The sequence below is a fragment of the Pantoea sp. UBA5923 genome (assembly GCF_002431095.1).
Taxonomy (GTDB): domain Bacteria; phylum Pseudomonadota; class Gammaproteobacteria; order Enterobacterales; family Enterobacteriaceae; genus Pantoea; species Pantoea piersonii.
Genome location: NZ_DJDN01000033.1, coordinates 1 through 15,426 on the forward strand (window position 1 = coordinate 1; position 15,426 = coordinate 15,426).

Annotated in this window: 13 protein-coding genes; 5 read left to right on the forward strand and 8 right to left on the reverse strand. The window is 58.6% G+C overall.

Translation table 11 applies throughout. From position 1 onward, the window contains the following. Positions 1-386: 386 nt before the first annotated feature. Positions 387-1,790 (forward strand): multidrug transporter subunit MdtD, encoded by a 1,404-nt coding sequence (gene mdtD, locus B3797_RS08385; RefSeq protein ID WP_311790859.1) that lies wholly within the window; start codon positions 387-389, stop codon positions 1,788-1,790. Here mdtD and rbsR read toward each other — a convergent pair. From rbsR to B3797_RS08420, 7 genes are all read right to left on the reverse strand, one after another. Continuing rightward, positions 1,787-2,770, reverse strand: a complete 984-nt coding sequence (gene rbsR / locus B3797_RS08390; RefSeq protein WP_311784382.1) for a ribose operon transcriptional repressor RbsR — start codon at positions 2,768-2,770, stop codon at positions 1,787-1,789. The two genes, mdtD and rbsR, sit on opposite strands and share 4 nt — an antisense overlap. Before the next feature lie 12 nt (positions 2,771-2,782). Then, positions 2,783-3,712: a ribokinase gene (gene rbsK, locus B3797_RS08395; RefSeq protein WP_311784298.1), complete on the reverse strand. Its 930-nt coding sequence runs from the start codon at positions 3,710-3,712 to the stop codon at positions 2,783-2,785. A gap of 66 nt (positions 3,713-3,778) precedes the next feature. Next, complete coding sequence (rbsB, locus tag B3797_RS08400) at positions 3,779-4,654, reverse strand: ribose ABC transporter substrate-binding protein RbsB (protein WP_311790908.1); 876 nt, start codon at positions 4,652-4,654, stop codon at positions 3,779-3,781. Between the two features lie 26 nt (positions 4,655-4,680). After that, positions 4,681-5,652 (reverse strand): ribose ABC transporter permease, encoded by a 972-nt coding sequence (gene rbsC / locus B3797_RS08405; protein ID WP_311790860.1) that lies wholly within the window; start codon positions 5,650-5,652, stop codon positions 4,681-4,683. Next, positions 5,649-7,154 (reverse strand): ribose ABC transporter ATP-binding protein RbsA, encoded by a 1,506-nt coding sequence (gene rbsA, locus B3797_RS08410; RefSeq protein ID WP_311784300.1) that lies wholly within the window; start codon positions 7,152-7,154, stop codon positions 5,649-5,651. The genes rbsC and rbsA overlap by 4 nt, the downstream gene beginning before the upstream one ends. Positions 7,155-7,161: 7 nt before the next feature. Beyond that, the gene (gene rbsD / locus B3797_RS08415; RefSeq protein WP_311784301.1) at positions 7,162-7,581 is read right to left on the reverse strand and encodes a D-ribose pyranase; all 420 of its coding nucleotides are present in this window, start codon (positions 7,579-7,581) and stop codon (positions 7,162-7,164) included. A gap of 169 nt (positions 7,582-7,750) precedes the next feature. Continuing rightward, positions 7,751-8,146 (reverse strand): YgiW/YdeI family stress tolerance OB fold protein, encoded by a 396-nt coding sequence (locus B3797_RS08420; RefSeq protein WP_126690149.1) that lies wholly within the window; start codon positions 8,144-8,146, stop codon positions 7,751-7,753. 161 nt (positions 8,147-8,307) lie between these two features. On the opposite strand from B3797_RS08420, the gene qseB reads away from it, so the two are divergent. Beyond that, positions 8,308-8,970: a quorum sensing response regulator transcription factor QseB gene (gene qseB / locus B3797_RS08425; protein WP_311790861.1), complete on the forward strand. Its 663-nt coding sequence runs from the start codon at positions 8,308-8,310 to the stop codon at positions 8,968-8,970. Beyond that, positions 8,967-10,298 (forward strand): quorum sensing histidine kinase QseC, encoded by a 1,332-nt coding sequence (qseC, locus tag B3797_RS08430; RefSeq protein WP_311790862.1) that lies wholly within the window; start codon positions 8,967-8,969, stop codon positions 10,296-10,298. The genes qseB and qseC overlap by 4 nt, the downstream gene beginning before the upstream one ends. Before the next feature lie 3 nt (positions 10,299-10,301). On the opposite strand, the gene kup is transcribed toward qseC, so the two are convergent. After that, positions 10,302-12,170 (reverse strand): low affinity potassium transporter Kup, encoded by a 1,869-nt coding sequence (gene kup, locus B3797_RS08435; RefSeq protein ID WP_311784305.1) that lies wholly within the window; start codon positions 12,168-12,170, stop codon positions 10,302-10,304. A gap of 290 nt (positions 12,171-12,460) precedes the next feature. Here kup and ravA point away from each other — a divergent pair, with 290 nt between their 5' ends. Beyond that, positions 12,461-13,957: an ATPase RavA gene (gene ravA / locus B3797_RS08440; RefSeq protein ID WP_311784306.1), complete on the forward strand. Its 1,497-nt coding sequence runs from the start codon at positions 12,461-12,463 to the stop codon at positions 13,955-13,957. Beyond that, a complete protein-coding gene (viaA, locus tag B3797_RS08445) occupies positions 13,954-15,414 on the forward strand; it encodes an ATPase RavA stimulator ViaA (protein ID WP_311784307.1) in 1,461 nt (486 codons plus the stop codon). Before ravA ends, viaA begins: the two co-directional genes overlap by 4 nt. Positions 15,415-15,426: the final 12 nt, after the last annotated feature.

Here is a 15,426-nt window from a genome sequence, read left to right on the forward strand (position 1 = left end):
AGCGGTGCAGTCAGCGGCTGAGCCTTCTGCTGCGAGGTGGCGTATATTACGCTTTCCGCCGTCAGATTAAACCACTTTTTTCTTCGCTTTTCTCCGGCGGCTCAGCTTCCCGAGCCTCCTGAACACTGCGCTTCGTAAGCCGTTGTGCCGTGTCAGTGGAGGCGCATTATAGGGAGTTCTTTCCGGCTGACAAGCATTTCTTTGAAATTAATTTCCGGATGCCTTTTTTTTAACCGAACGGTTTAAAAGCACGCTTTTCCAGGTGAAAAACCGCACAGAAACGGACATGCGCGATGGAAATTGCCCCCCTGCCCCTTTATGCCGATGCTATGCTGTCACTTCGGTTCCCCGCCAGTTACTGACACATATATATAGAAGGATTTTCGATGATACGATCCGCGCGCAGTATGGCCGGTCTGCCATGGATAGCCGCCATGGCGTTTTTTATGCAGGCACTGGATGCCACCATTCTCAACACCGCGTTACCCGCCATCGCTCACAGTCTCGAACGCTCTCCTCTGGCCATGCAGTCCGCCGTTATCAGCTACACGCTTACCGTCGCGATGTTAATTCCCGTCAGCGGCTGGCTCGCTGACCGCTTCGGTACACGCAAGGTGTTTATCATCGCCGTTTCGCTCTTTACCCTTGGTTCGCTGGCCTGCGCCTTTTCGCAATCGCTGACGGTGCTGGTTATCTCACGCATCATTCAGGGCGTTGGCGGCGCGATGATGATGCCCGTAGCGCGTCTGGCGCTGCTGCGCGCCTACCCGCGCAGCGAACTTCTGCCGGTACTGAACTTCGTAACTATGCCTGGTCTGGTCGGCCCGATACTGGGTCCGCTGCTCGGCGGCTTGCTGGTCACTTACGCGACCTGGCACTGGATATTCTTGATCAACATTCCGGTCGGCATCCTTGGCATTTTCTATGCGCGGAAATATATGCCGGACTTCACGCTTCCTAAGCGTCGCTTCGATTTCCTCGGCTTCTTGCTGTTCGGCGCCGGGCTGGTGTTGCTCTCTATCGGCATCGAGCTGTTCGGCGAGCGCATCGTCTCCGCCTGGCTGGCATCGGGCGTGCTGGCTATGGGCGTAATACTACTGCTTCTTTATATTGTTCATGCGCGTCGCCATGCCTCCCCCCTGATCAGCCTGCCGATGTTCAAGACCCGTACCTTTTCGGTCGGTATTATCGGTAATATTGCTTCGCGCCTCGGTACCGGCTGCGTACCCTTCCTGATGCCGTTAATGCTGCAGGTCGGCTTTGGTTTTTCAGCGGTGGTGGCGGGCTGCATGATGGCGCCTACGGCCATAGGCTCGATTCTGGCGAAATCGACGGTGACTCAGGTGCTGCGCCTGTTCGGCTATCGCCGTACGCTGGTCGGCATAACCGTCATCATCGGCATCTTAATCGCCAGCTTTGCGCTGCAGTCACCCGCTGAGAGCATTATTTTGCTGCTGCTGCCGTTGTTTATTCTTGGTATGTCGATGTCAACGCAGTTCACCGCAATGAATACCATCACGCTGGCCGATCTGAATGATGAGAACGCCAGCGGCGGCAACAGCGTGCTGGCGGTAACGCAGCAGCTGTCGATTAGCTTTGGCGTCGCGGTGAGTGCGGCGGTGCTGCGTTTTTATCAGGAATTCGAAACCGACACCGTTACGCAGTTCCATGCGACCTTTCTGACGATGGGTATCGTAACGGTGATCTCGGCCTTTACCTTTGCATTGCTGCGGTCCGGCGATGGGCGTCATCTCATCACCAACCGCGATAAAAAGAAAAAAAACGCTTAGGTCGAAGCGCGTACCACCAGTTCCGGCGTCAGCACCAGGGTTTGCTGGCTGGCGTCGGGATCGCTCAGGCGATGGATTAACGTATCTATCGCCAGCTGGCCCAGCTCATCTTTCGGCTGATGAATGGTAGAGAGCGGTGGCGTCAGATAGCGCGCCAGCTCAATATCGTCATATCCCATCACCGCGATATCCTGCGGGATGCGCAACCCGGCTTCAAACAGCGCGTGATAAACGCCGACCGCCATTGCATCGTTACTGGTAAACACCGCCTGCGGCGGTAACGCCAGCGCCAGCAGTTGCTTCATGGCGCTATAGCCGCCCTGAAACTCAAAGTCGCTGTTAACCACATAGCCGGGCGGGATAGCCAGACCATTCTTCTCCATTGCATGGTAATAGCCCTGCAGACGCATGCGCCCCGGCGTTTTATCCAGCGGACCGGAAATGCAGGCGATGCGCGTATAGCCAGTATCAATCAGATGCTGCGTCGCCATTTCGCCACCCAGCAGCGCATTGTCCTGAATAATATCCCCACGTCCCTCAAACGGCGCCCAGTCCATCATGACGGTCGGAATAGAAGGATAGCGGTTAAGAATAGCCGCCGACGGCAGGTGGCTTTCGGTACACATGATGAGCAGTCCGTCGACGCGCTTTTGCAGCAGCGTTTCCAGGCTGCGATTCATGCGATCTTCATCGCCAGCCGTATTGCAAAGGATGAGGCTGTAGCCGCGCTCGTAGCAGCTATCCTCAACGCCGCGCACCACTTCGGCGTAGAAGGGGTTGCTGCTGGTCGTCAGCAGCATACCGATAGTATGCGTCTGGTTAAGCTTGAGGCTGCGCGCCAGCGCCGAGGGCGCATAGTTTAGCGTGCTGATCGCCTGCTCGACCTTCTCGCGCACCGCTTCGCTGACAAAACGGTTATTGTTGATAACGTGCGAGACGGTAGAGGTGGAGACGCCCGCCAGGCGGGCGACATCTTTCATGGTTGCCAAGGCTTAACTCTGCTGAAGTAAAAAATCATCAATTTCCGCGCGCCACGGCACAGAGGGCTGCGCTCCCGGACGCGTGACGGCGATAGCCGCCGCCGCATGGGCGAAGCGCACCGCCTCATGCAGGCTTTTGCCCTCCAGCCGCGCCGTAATAAACGCGCCGTTAAAGGTGTCGCCTGCGGCAATGGTATCTACCGCTTTCACCGTGAAACCGGCAATGCGTTCGCCTTTGCCCTGCTCGCTCAGCCAGACGCCGCGGCGTCCCAGCGTAATGAGTACCGTACCAATGCCTTTGGCGTGCAGCGCCTCAGCAGCGCGGGCGGCTTCTTCATCACTGGTAACGGCGATGCCGGTCAGGCTTTCCGCTTCGGTTTCATTGGGCGTAATGATATCCACCAGCGCGAGCAGCTCATCATCGAGCGGGGTCGCCGGGGCGGGATTGAGGATGACCTGGGTCTGATGGGCGCGAGCAAGCTTCGCCGCGGCTAATACGCTTTCCAGCGGTGACTCCAGCTGCATAAGCAGCGCCGAGGCGTTAACAATAACCTGCTGATGACGCGCCACGCAGGCGGGCGTCAGTGCCGCATTGGCGCCAGCGCAGATGCCGATACTGTTTTCACCTTCGCCATTAACGAAAATCATCGCCACGCCAGTCGGTTCACCGCTGACAGTCTCAACTGAGGCGACATCAATGCCGTCCCGCGTCAGCTGCGCGCGGATACGTTCGCCGATGGCGTCATCGCCAAGACAGGCGATAAAGGCGATATCTGCGCCAGCCCGTCCGGCGGCAACCGCCTGGTTCGCCCCTTTGCCGCCAAACGCAACGGTGTACTGCTCCCCGATCACCGTTTCGCCGGGACGGGGAAAGTGCGCGAGGTTAAGAATGTGGTCAGCATTAATGCTGCCGAGAACGGCCAGTTTTGCGCTTTTGCTCATAGGGTGTGATCCAGAAAGAGTGCGCCACCGGTTTAAGGGTGGCGCATTGCCCTGCTTTTCTTTGAGTTATTTGGTGACCAGTTTCAGGTCAACGGGATTGATGGCCTGCACTTTTTCACCTTTCAGCACTTTATCAGCGGTATCAACGCCAATCATGCCGATCTTATCCGGCATCTGAGCGACTGTCGCCGCCAGCTTGCCGCCTTCAACCGCTTTCACGCCGTCGGCGGTGCCGTCAAAGCCGACTACCACGACATCAGATTTCCCGGCGGTTTGCAATGCGCGTAACGCGCCAAGTGCCATTTCATCATTTTGCGCAAATACTGCCTGCACGTCCGGATGCGCCTGCAGCAGGTTCTGCATCACGTTCAGGCCCTTAGTACGATCGAAGTCCGCCGGCTGGCTCGCCAGCACCTGGAATTTATGCGCATCGGCGGCCTGCTTAAAGCCTTCGCCGCGCTCGCGCGCCGCAGAGGTTCCTGCAATGCCTTGCAGTTCAATAATCTTCGCGCTGTCGCCCAGGCGTTTAGCGATGTAGTCACCCGCCATTTTACCGCCGAAACGGTTGTCGGAGGCGACATGGCTTACCACCTTGCCCTGCGCCGCCACGCGGTCGAGCGTGATCACCGGAATATTCGCCTGGTTCGCCATTTTCACCGTGTTGCCGACCGCATCGGAGTCGGTTGGGTTAATCAGCAGCAGTTTGGCTCCGCGCACAGTGAGATCCTGCACGTTAGCCAGCTCTTTTGCCGGGTTGTTCTGCGAATCCAGCACCACCAGGTTATAGCCCAGTTTGTCAGCCTCTTTCTGCGCGCCCTCTTTCAGCGAAACGAAGAAGGGGTTATTCAGCGTAGATACCACCAGCGCGATGGTATCCTTCGCCATTGCGCTGGCGCTTAAGGTCGCGCCGAGGATCACTGCCAGTGCGGTCAACTTTTTCATCATTTCATCCTGTGTAAAGGTCAGAGTTATTTACTGCTTTTGTTATCCACCAGTACCGCCAGCAGGATTACCACCGCTTTTACGATCATCTGGTAGTAGGAAGAGACGCCCATCAGGTTCAGGCCGTTATTAAGGAAGCCCAGGATCAGCGCGCCGATCAGCGTGCCCATAATGCGTCCTTTGCCCCCGGCCAGGCTGGTGCCACCCAGCACCACCGCTGCGATAGCGTCCAGCTCGTAGCCGGTACCCGCCGTCGGCTGCGCGGAAGAGAGGCGCGCGACTTCAATGGTGCCCGCCAGCGCCGCCAGCATGCCGCTCAGGGCATAGACGATTACTTTTACGCGGTTTACGTTAATGCCGGAGAGGCGCGTCGCCGCTTCATTGCCGCCCAGCGCGTAGATATAGCGGCCGAGACGCGTGTGGTGCAGCATGTACCAGGCGAGCAGGAAGACGACAGCCATCAGCCACACCGGCGTCGGAACGCCCAGCGGGCGGCCGATACCGAACCAGCCGAAGAGATCGGCGTTGTCGTTAAAGCCGGTATTAATCGGGCTGCCGTCGGTGTAGACCATCGTGACGCCACGCAGCAGCAGCATCATCACCAGGGTGGCGATAAAGGCCTGCACTTTGCCGCGCGCCACAATAGTGCCGGTAACGGCACCAATCGCCGCGCCCAGCGCCAGCGCGCCCGCCACTGCCACCAGCGCGTTTACTTCCATACCCACCAGCGAAGCGGCTACCGCACCCGTTAGCGCCAGCAGCGATCCCACCGAGAGATCGATGCCGGAAGTCAGGATCACCAGCGTCATACCAACAGCCATAATGGCGTTGACCGAGGTCTGCTGCAGGATATTGAACAGGTTCGCTACGGTGAAAAAGTTGGGGCTCTGGCTCGCTACCACTGCGATCAACACAATGAGCGCAATCAGCGATTTCTGTTCCATCAGCCAGGCTTTGCTGAACCAGCGACGGCTGGACGGTAAGGTTTGAGTACTCATACAACTAAATCCTCGCTGTGTTGCTTGCCTACGGCTGCCGCCATTAAAGATTCCTGCGTCGCCTGCTCACGGGTAAATTCGCCGCCGGAACGGCCTTCATGCATCACCAGGATGCGGTCGCTCATGCCGAGCACTTCCGGCATCTCAGATGAAACCAGGATGATGCTCAGCCCTTCGGCTTTGAACTGATTGATAAGCTGGTAAATCTCTTTTTTCGCGCCGACGTCAACGCCGCGCGTCGGTTCATCCAGAATCAGCACGTTGGGACGCGTCATCAGCCCGCGCGCGATGGCCACTTTCTGCTGATTGCCGCCAGAGAGTAGACCGATAGCCTGATCCATTGAGGGCGTCTTGATATTAAAAAGGCGAATAAAATCGCCTACCGCCAGCTGCTCTGCGGCGTGCTTCAGGCTGCCGCCGCGGCTGAAATAGCGCAGCGCCGTCAGCGACATGTTCTCTTTCACCGACATGCCCAGCACCAGTCCGTCGCGTTTGCGGTCTTCAGAGATATAGACGATGCCGCTGGCCAGCCCGTCCTGCGGCGCGCGCGTCGCGATCTCTTTCCCGTCGAGCCAGACACGGCCTTTGCTGCGCGGCAATGCGCCATAGAGCAGCTTCATCAGTTCGGTGCGTCCGGCGCCCATTAGCCCAGACACGCCAAGAATTTCGCCTTTACGCAGCGTGAAGCTGACGTCGTGCACGCCCGGTCCGCTGAGGTTTTCAACCTTGAGACGAATGTCGCCCGGCGCCTGGTCGAGGCGCGGGTATTGATCTTCCAGCTTGCGCCCCACCATCATCTCGATCAGGCTCTCTTCGCTGAGCGTGTTTACGGGACGCTCGGCAATAAACTGGCCGTCGCGGAAAACCGTGACGTCATCGCAAATCTCAAAGATCTCTTTCATGCGGTGAGAGATATAAACAATGCCGCAGCCCTGCGCCTTCAGCTCGTTGATAACGCGAAACAGCGACAGCGTTTCGGTATCGGTAAGCGCGTCGGTCGGCTCATCCATGATGATCACCTGCGACTTAAAGCTCAGTACCTTAGCGATCTCCACCATCTGCTGATCGCCGATCGACAGATCGCCCACCAGCTTGTGGCTGTTAAAGCGCAGGTTGAGGCGCTTCAATAACGCATCCGCCTCGGCATACATCTGCTTCCAGTTGATGCGGCCAAAACGGTTAACGAACTCGCGACCGAGGAAGATGTTTTCCGCCACGCTGAGCTGAGGGATCAGGTTCAGCTCCTGGTGAATAATGCCGATGCCCGCTTCCTGCGACGCTTTGGGGCCGCTGAAGGTGGTCTCCTCGCCGAGCCAGCGCAGCGAACCCGCATCGCGGCTATAGATACCGGTCAGCACCTTCATCATGGTGGACTTACCGGCGCCATTCTCGCCTACCAGCGCCATGACGCGTCCTGGATAGACCGCCAGCGACGCGCTCTTTAACGCCTTTACGCCGGGAAAGGACTTCTCAATCCCCTGGAGCTGTAATAAGGGTTGCATAACGGCCTCAGAAGGTGACGCCAGCGCTCAGGATGACATTCGCAAACGGAGAGCACTCTCCGCTGCGAATGACCGCCTGACTGCGTTGAGTCTGTTGTTTGAACTGTTCGTGACTGATGTAACGCACTGCAATGCTGTTTCCCTGGTGCTGTTGCAAAGCTTCGAGCACAGCGAGAAGCTCGCTATGGCGCTGCGGATTGTGCTGCTTAATCTCTTCCGCAATAAGGGCGCTTTCCACCTGCATCTCCAGCGTAACGGCTTCCACCACCTGCATAAAATCGGGCGTACCTGGCGTAAGCGCCAGATCAATGCGCTGCGGTCCCGCCGGGATCGGTAAACCAGCATCGGCGATAGTCAGCGTATCCGTATGGCCCAGGCGGGCAATCACGTAAGAGAGTTCAGCGTTTAACAGGCGACCTTTTTTCATTTTCTGCTCCAGAGCGAAACGTTTCGCTAGCGGCAGTGTATGAAATGGCGGCGGTAACTCAACGGGGGAGATCGAGAAGTGTGATCGTCATCGAAACGTTTCGCGCTCGCTGACGAGAATTTGGCTTAGGTAGGAAAAAGGCCGCTGAAGCGGCCCGGTGTGGTCAGTATCAGGGCGCTTTGCGTACCCGTTTGACGTCAAGTTCAATGCTGTTGAAATCTTTGTCCAGCTCGCCCGTCAGCTCAACGCGGTCTTTCGGCGTAATAGTCAGACCATCCCAGCGCTTGTGGTCGATCTCTACTTTCATGGTGCCGGTAGCGTCGCGGAACAGATAATCTTCATCGCCGATCTGCTTCTCCAGCTGGCCGCGTACGGTGATCCAGCTGTCATCTTTCATCTCTTCCGCCTGCTTAACGGTCACCACGCTGCCCTGATCGTTTTGAAAACCTCCCTGTTTCGCCTGGGCTGCAGGCGCATTCGCATCGACGAATCCACCCTGCGCGGCGGCAAAAACCGGCGCAGTAGCCAGCGCCAGGATAGCTAAAAGTGCGGCATGCTTTTTCATCTTTTCACCTCTTTTCCATGAATGTCTCTTGTGTACGCCCTTATTAAAACAGCCAGTTCTTAACAGGATCTTAAGGGGTAAAAAAAGGCGAAAAGTCGCGATATCGCCTGTACAAGCGGCGTTCTGCTTCGTATAAAGCCTTTGCGGATTAAGGAGAGATTATGCGCATTTTACTGATTGAGGATGACCGGCTGATTGGTGACGGCATCAAGGCCGGACTGGGCAAGCTGGGCTTCAGCGTTGACTGGTTTACCTCCGGCGACGAGGGTTTCGCCGCGCTGCATGCCGCGCCCTGGGACGCGGTGATCCTCGACTTATCGCTGCCGCAGCGCGATGGACTGGATATCCTGCGCGCCTGGCGACAGCAGGGCGCGGAGGTGCCAGTACTGATCCTGACCGCGCGCGACGCCCTCGATCAGCGTGTCGAAGGCCTGCAGCTCGGCGCTGACGATTACCTTTGTAAACCCTTCGCGCTGGCCGAAGTGGCGGCGCGGCTGCAGGCATTGATCCGCCGCCGTCACGGCCAGCTACAGCCAGAACTGCGCCACGGCAGGCTGATTATGCAGCCCGCAAGCCACAGCGTTACGCTGGATGGCGAACCTCTGACCTTAACGAGCCGCGAGCTGACGCTGCTGGAACTCTTTCTGCGCAATCCTGGCCGCGTGCTGACGCGCAGCCAGCTTGAGGAGAAGCTCTACAGCTGGGACGCCGACGTCTCCAGCAACGCGGTTGAAGTGCATATTCACCACCTGCGTAAAAAGCTCGGCACCGCCTTTATCCGCACCGTACACGGCGTCGGTTATATTCTGGGAGAAGCAGAATGAGCCTGTTTCTCCGGCTCGGCATCGGCTTTGTATTGCTGCTCGGCCTCTGCTGGGGCAGCGCCAGCCTGAGTGTCTGGTTACAGACGCGCGCCACCATCAACGAGCTGTTCGATACGCAACAGCTACTGTTCGCTAAGCGCCTGATGGCGCTTGACCTTGCCGCGCCCGACAGCGCCACGTTGCCGAAGAATAAGGTGCTGCTGCGCCAGCATCGCGGCAATCAGGATGACGACGCCCTCGCCTTCGCGATTTTTACCCGCGACGGCAAACCGGTACTGAACGACGGCGAAAACGGCAGAATGCTGCCGTTCGACGCTGACGCGCAAGGATTCCACGACGGGCGGCTCACCGATGACGACGACGCCTGGCGTTTTGTCTGGCTGACGACGCCGGATGGACAACACCGAATCGTGGTAGGCCAGGAGTGGGAGTACCGTGACGACATGGCGGAAACGCTGGTGAAAAGCAGCATCCTGCCCTGGCTAATCGCGCTGCCGCTGATGCTGTTATTGCTGCTCGTGCTGGTATGGCGCGAGCTACGTCCGCTCAAGCGCATCACAAAACTACTGGCGCAGCGCGCGCCGGACGACGACAGGCCGCTGGATGCTGGCCAGGTGCCGCTGGAGGTCAAACCGCTGACAGAAGCGCTGAATGGACTGTTCAGCCGCATCAGCGCAATGGTCCAGCGCGAGCGCCGGTTTACCTCCGACGCCGCCCATGAGTTACGCAGCCCGCTGGCGGCGCTGCGCGTACAGAGCGAAGTGGTGCAACTTGCCGCTGACGATGAGGCGATGCGTCTGCACGCTTTACGCCAGCTGGATAGCGGCATTCAGCGCGCCACGCGGCTGGTAGATCAGCTACTGACGCTGTCGCGCGCCGAGGCAGAGGACGCGCGCGACGCGTTCCAGCCTGTCAATCTACAGCGTCTGTTGCAGGAGGCGCTGGCCGAGCAACTGCCGCAAGCTGACCGCGTCGGCGTCGCGCTGCGTCTGGAAAGCAGCGCCGAACCCGTGATTCAGGGCCATCCGCTGCTGCTGTCACTGCTGGCACGCAACCTGCTGGACAACGCCATTCGCTATACGCCTGAAGGCAGCGAGGTCAGAGTAATAATGGAAAGCCGCAGCTTGCGCGTTGAGGATAACGGCAAGGGATTGAGCGAGGCGGAAATGCAGCGCCTGGGCGAACGCTTCTGGCGGCCGCCGGGACAGGAAAAAAGCGGCAGCGGGCTGGGATTGTCGATTGTGCGCAATGTTGCGCAGCTGCACGCTATGCAGCTCAGCTTCAGCCAGCGTCAGGGCGGCGGACTCTGTGTCGCCCTGCGCTGGTAGAAATCAGATTTCGACCTGGGTGCCCAGTTCAATAACCCGGTTCGGCGGGATCTCAAACTGATCGGGCGCGCGCAGGGCGTTGCGCTGCAGCGCCAGGAAGAGTTTGCCGCGCAGGCGCAGATACCAGGGACGTTTGCCCATAATCAGCGACTCGTGCGACATAAAGAACGAAGTCTCCATCATCCGGCAGTTAAGCCCTTCCAGACCACAACGGTGGAAAATCTCCTCCACGTTCGGCGTTTCGCGCCAGCCATAGCTTGCCACGACGCGCCAGAAGGTCGGCGACAGCTGCTCTATGGCTACGCGGCGCACGTTGTGCACGTAAGGGGCGTCCTCGGTGCGCAGCGTCAGAAAGACTACGCGCTCATGCAGCACCTTGTTGTGCTTGAGGTTATGCAGCAGCGCAAAAGGGATCACGTTCAGCGCGCGCGACATATAGACGGCAGTGCCCGGCACGCGCACCGGCGGCGACTTCTCCAGCGAGGCGATCATCGCCTCCAGTGAATTGCCGTGTTCATGCATCCGGCGCAGCAGGCGGAAACGCTCGCTCTTCCAGGTAGTCATAATCAGGAACATAACCAGACCCAGGCAGATTGGCAGCCAGCCGCCGGAGAAGAGCTTAATCAGGTTGGCGGAGAAGAGCGGCACGTCGATGCAGAGAAATAGCGTCAGGATCAGGCCGACCGCCAGCTTGTTCCAGTGCCAGTTTTTCACGGCAACGGTGCAGGAGAGAATTGACGTCAGCACCATGGTGCCGGTCACGGCAATGCCGTAAGCCGCCGCCAGGTTGCTGGAGTGTTCAAAGCTGATAATCACAATCAGTACGGCAAAATAGAGCACCCAGTTGATCATCGGCACGTAGATCTGACCAGACTCCATCTCCGAGGTATGAATGATGCGCATCCCAGGCAGATAGCCCAGGCGAACCGCCTGGCGCGTCAGCGAGAAGACCCCGGAAATGACCGCCTGCGAAGCGATAACCGTTGCCAGCGTCGCCAGAACCAGCAGCGGAATCAGCGCCCAGTCAGGTGCCAGCAGAAAGAAGGGGTTTTTAATCGCTTTCGGATCGCTGAGCAGCAGCGCGCCCTGACCGAAATAGTTCAGCACCAGCGACGGCAGCACCACAATAAACCAGGCGATGCGAATCGGCAGCTTGCCGAAGTGTCCCATATCCGCATAGAGAGCTTCCACGCCGGTAATCGCCAGCACCACCGCGCCCAGCGCAAAGAAGGAGATGGTTTTGTAGTGAACGAAAAAGTTTACCGCGTAGAGGGGATTAAGCGCCTGCAGCACGTCCGGATTCTTCATAATGCCGGTCACGCCCAGCACCGCCAGCGTCAGGAACCAGACCAGCATCACCGGCGCGAAGAGCTTGCCGACGATGCCGGTGCCGTGTTTCTGGATCATAAACAACAGCGTCAGTACCGCGATTGAGAGCGGAACGATAAAAGGATCGAGCGACGGCGCGGCGATCTCCAGCCCTTCTATCGCCGACATTACGGAGATGGCAGGCGTAATCACCACTTCGCCATAAAAGAAACTGCCGCCGATCAGGCCCATAATGACCAGTACCGCCGTCGCACGCGCGCCGGTATTTCGCCCCGCCAGCGACATCAGGGTTAAAATCCCGCCCTCGCCGGCGTTATCCGCGCGCATGACGTAGCTGATATATTTCAGCGACACCACCAGCAGCAACAGCCAGAAAATCAGCGACAGAAAGCCGAAAACCGCTTCGCGCTCAACGCCGAAACCGAACTGACCGGAGAGGCATTCACGCAGGGTATAGAGCGGGCTGGTGCCGATATCGCCATACACTACGCCAATTGCGGCCAGCGTTAACGCACTAAGTGATTGCTTGTTATCCGAGCTCATAGAGTTATCTTTTGTTGGAGCAGAGAGGCGCGAAACCCCATCGCTCTTGCTGTCAAAAAGCGCACAGTATGCACGTATTTCCCAAAAAACCCATATCGCTCCTTCATCAATGCAGCTGACGCTGACGATTTTTCTCGCGACATTACAAGCCGCAGCGGCATTATGCGATGATTGAATTTTGTGACACAAAAAAGCGGACGGCAATCAACGCTTTCACGCATCATAATCAGTAGAGTAGCGCGCCTGCCATAATACGACGGCAGCAGTAACAGAAGGACAATGAAGTGATTATGGCTCAACCCCATCTTTTGGCAGAAAGAATTTCTCGTCTCAGCAATGCCCTGGAGAAGGGTTTGTACGAACGCCACGACGCTATTCGCCTCTGCCTGCTGGCGGCGCTGAGCGGTGAAAGCGTCTTTCTGCTTGGCCCGCCGGGCATCGCCAAGAGCCTGATCGCCCGCCGCTTAAAGTACGCTTTTCAGCACGCCCGCGCGTTTGAATATCTGATGACGCGCTTCTCAACGCCGGAGGAAGTGTTCGGCCCGCTGTCGATTCAGGCGCTAAAAGATGAAGGCCGCTATCAGCGCCTGACGAAAGGCTACCTGCCTGACGCGGAAATTGTATTTCTGGATGAGATCTGGAAAGCGGGCCCCGCTATCCTCAATACCCTGCTGACCGCAATTAACGAGCGACGCTTTCGCAACGGGGACAGCGAGGAAAAAATTCCGATGCGCCTGCTGGTCACCGCTTCAAACGAACTGCCGGAAGCGGACAGCGGACTGGAAGCGTTATATGACCGCATGCTGATCCGTCTCTGGCTCGACAACGTGCATGAAAAGCAAAACTTTCGCAGCATGCTGACCCACCAGCAGGATGAGAACGCCAATCCGGTCGCGGAATCGTTGCGCATCAGCGATGAAGAATATCATCAGTGGCAGCAGGGCATCAGCCAGGTCAGCCTGCCGGATAATGTTTTCGAACTGATCTATCAGCTGCGCCAGCAGCTGGAAAAGCTGCCCGACGCGCCCTATATCTCCGACCGTCGCTGGAAAAAAGCGATACATCTGCTGCAGGCGAGCGCCTTCTACAGCGGCCGTAACGCTATCGCGCCAGTCGACCTTGTTCTGTTAAAGGATTGTCTGTGGCACGACGTTGCCTCGATGCAGGTGCTGGAGCGCGCCATTGATCAGCTAATGACCCAGCAGGCGTGGCAACAGCAGACGCTGCTGCTCAAGCTACAGCAGCTCAAAGCGCGGCGTCTGGTGCTGCAACAGCAGCAGAGCGTGGCGCAGGCGATCACGCTGGAAAAACACAGCGGCATGTTCAGCCGCAAGCCGCACTATGAGCTTCCCGCCAGCCTGGCCGACGCGCAGCTGACCCTGATGCTGCAACAGCCGCTGACGCTGCACGATATGCAGGTAACCCATGTGGTGATCGCCCGTGACGCGCTGGAGCAGTGGTTGCTGAAGGGCGGAGACATTCGCGGCAAGCTGAACGGCATTGGTTTCGCCCAGACGCTCGATCTGCTGGTGGATGCGCAGCATTGTCTGGCGCTGCGCGACGTCAGCCTGCAAACGGCGCGCCTGACACTGCCAGGCGCCGTGTCGCACAGCGAACTGCCCGCAGAAATCAGCGAGGCGCTGGACGAGCTGGAGGCTCAGCTGCGCGCGCAGCGCCACCAGTTCAGCCAGCATCAGCGCTGCCTGTTTATCAGCGACGACTGGCTGGCGCGTATCGAAACCAGCCTGCAGGATGTGGCCGATCAACTAAAACAGGCGCGTAAATGATCTCGCTGGAGACGCTCAGCGCCCTGCTCTCCATTGGCGAAGCCGAACTGATAGATGAGCTGATCCTTGCGCTGCTCGCCACCCCGCAGCTGGCGATCTTTTTTGAAAAATTTCCCGGCCTGAAGCAGGCGATGATGCGCGATGTGCCGCGCTGGAAAGCGGAGATCACCGCCGAGCTGAAAGCGACGCCGGTGCCGGAAACGCTGGCTGCCGAGTTTCAGCTGTTCCAGCGCGCCCAGCTGCTCAGCCATCACGATTTCAGCCAGCAGCTGCCGGAGATACTCGCCAGGCTGACGCAGTTGCCCTCGCCCTTTCTTGAAGAGGCGCACCGGCTGCTGCTGCATACCGATGCGCATCAACTGAGCGGCGCGCAGCATACGCTGTTCCTCCAGCGCTGGCGCCTTAGCCTGACGCTGCAAACCCTGACGCTTAACGAACAGCTGCTGGAACAGCAGCGTGAGAGGTTAATGGCCGAACTGCAGCAGCGCATGGCGCTGAGCGGCCAGCTGGCGCCTTTGCTGAGCGAAAACGACGAGGCCGCCGCCGGTCGCTTATGGGACATGAGCAAAGCCTCGCTGCAGCATGGCGATTATCAGCTGATGCTGGAGTATGGTGACTTTCTGGCGCAGCAGCCGGAGCTACTGGCGCTGGCGCAACAGCTGGGCCGCAGCCGCGAGGCGAAGTCGGTGCCTTCGCAGGATGCGCCGCTGGAAGCGTTCCACCAGCTGGTACGTGAGCCGGACGCGGTGCCGGAAGAGGTGAGCGGCATTCACCAGAGCGACGACGTGCTGCGCCTGCTGCCGCCGGAGCTGGCGACCATCAGCATCAGCGAGCTGGAGCTGGAGTTTTATCGCCGCCTGGTAGAAAAACGCCTGCTGACTTACAAACTACAGGGCGACGCCTGGCATGAAAAAGTCACGTTGCGCCCGGTCAGCCACCAGCAGCACGAAGAGCAGCCGCGCGGCCCTTTTATCGTCTGCGTTGATACTTCAGGATCGATGGGCGGCTTCAATGAGCGCTGCGCTAAGGCGTTCTGCCTTGCGTTACTCAAGGTGGCGCTGGCCGACCGTCGCCGCTGCTATATTATGCTGTTCGCCCACGAGGTTATCGGCTACGAACTCACCGGCGACGACGGGCTGGAACAGGCGATCCGCTTTCTCAGCCAGCGTTTTCGCGGCGGCACCGACCTCGCCGCCTGTCTGGCGGCCGTGGTCAAGCGCATGGAGGGCTCGCTGTGGCAGGATGCCGACGCCGTTGTGGTCTCCGATTTTATCGCTCAGCGCCTGCCGGACGAGATCGTTAATGTTGTTAAGCTGCGCCAGCTGCAACAGCAGCAGCGCTTTCACGCCGTGGCGATGTCGGCTCACGGCAAACCCGGCATCCTGCGTATCTTCGATCATATCTGGCGTTTCGACACCGGCATGAAAAGCCGCCTGCTGCGCCGCTGGCGCCGTTAGTCACGGAGCAGA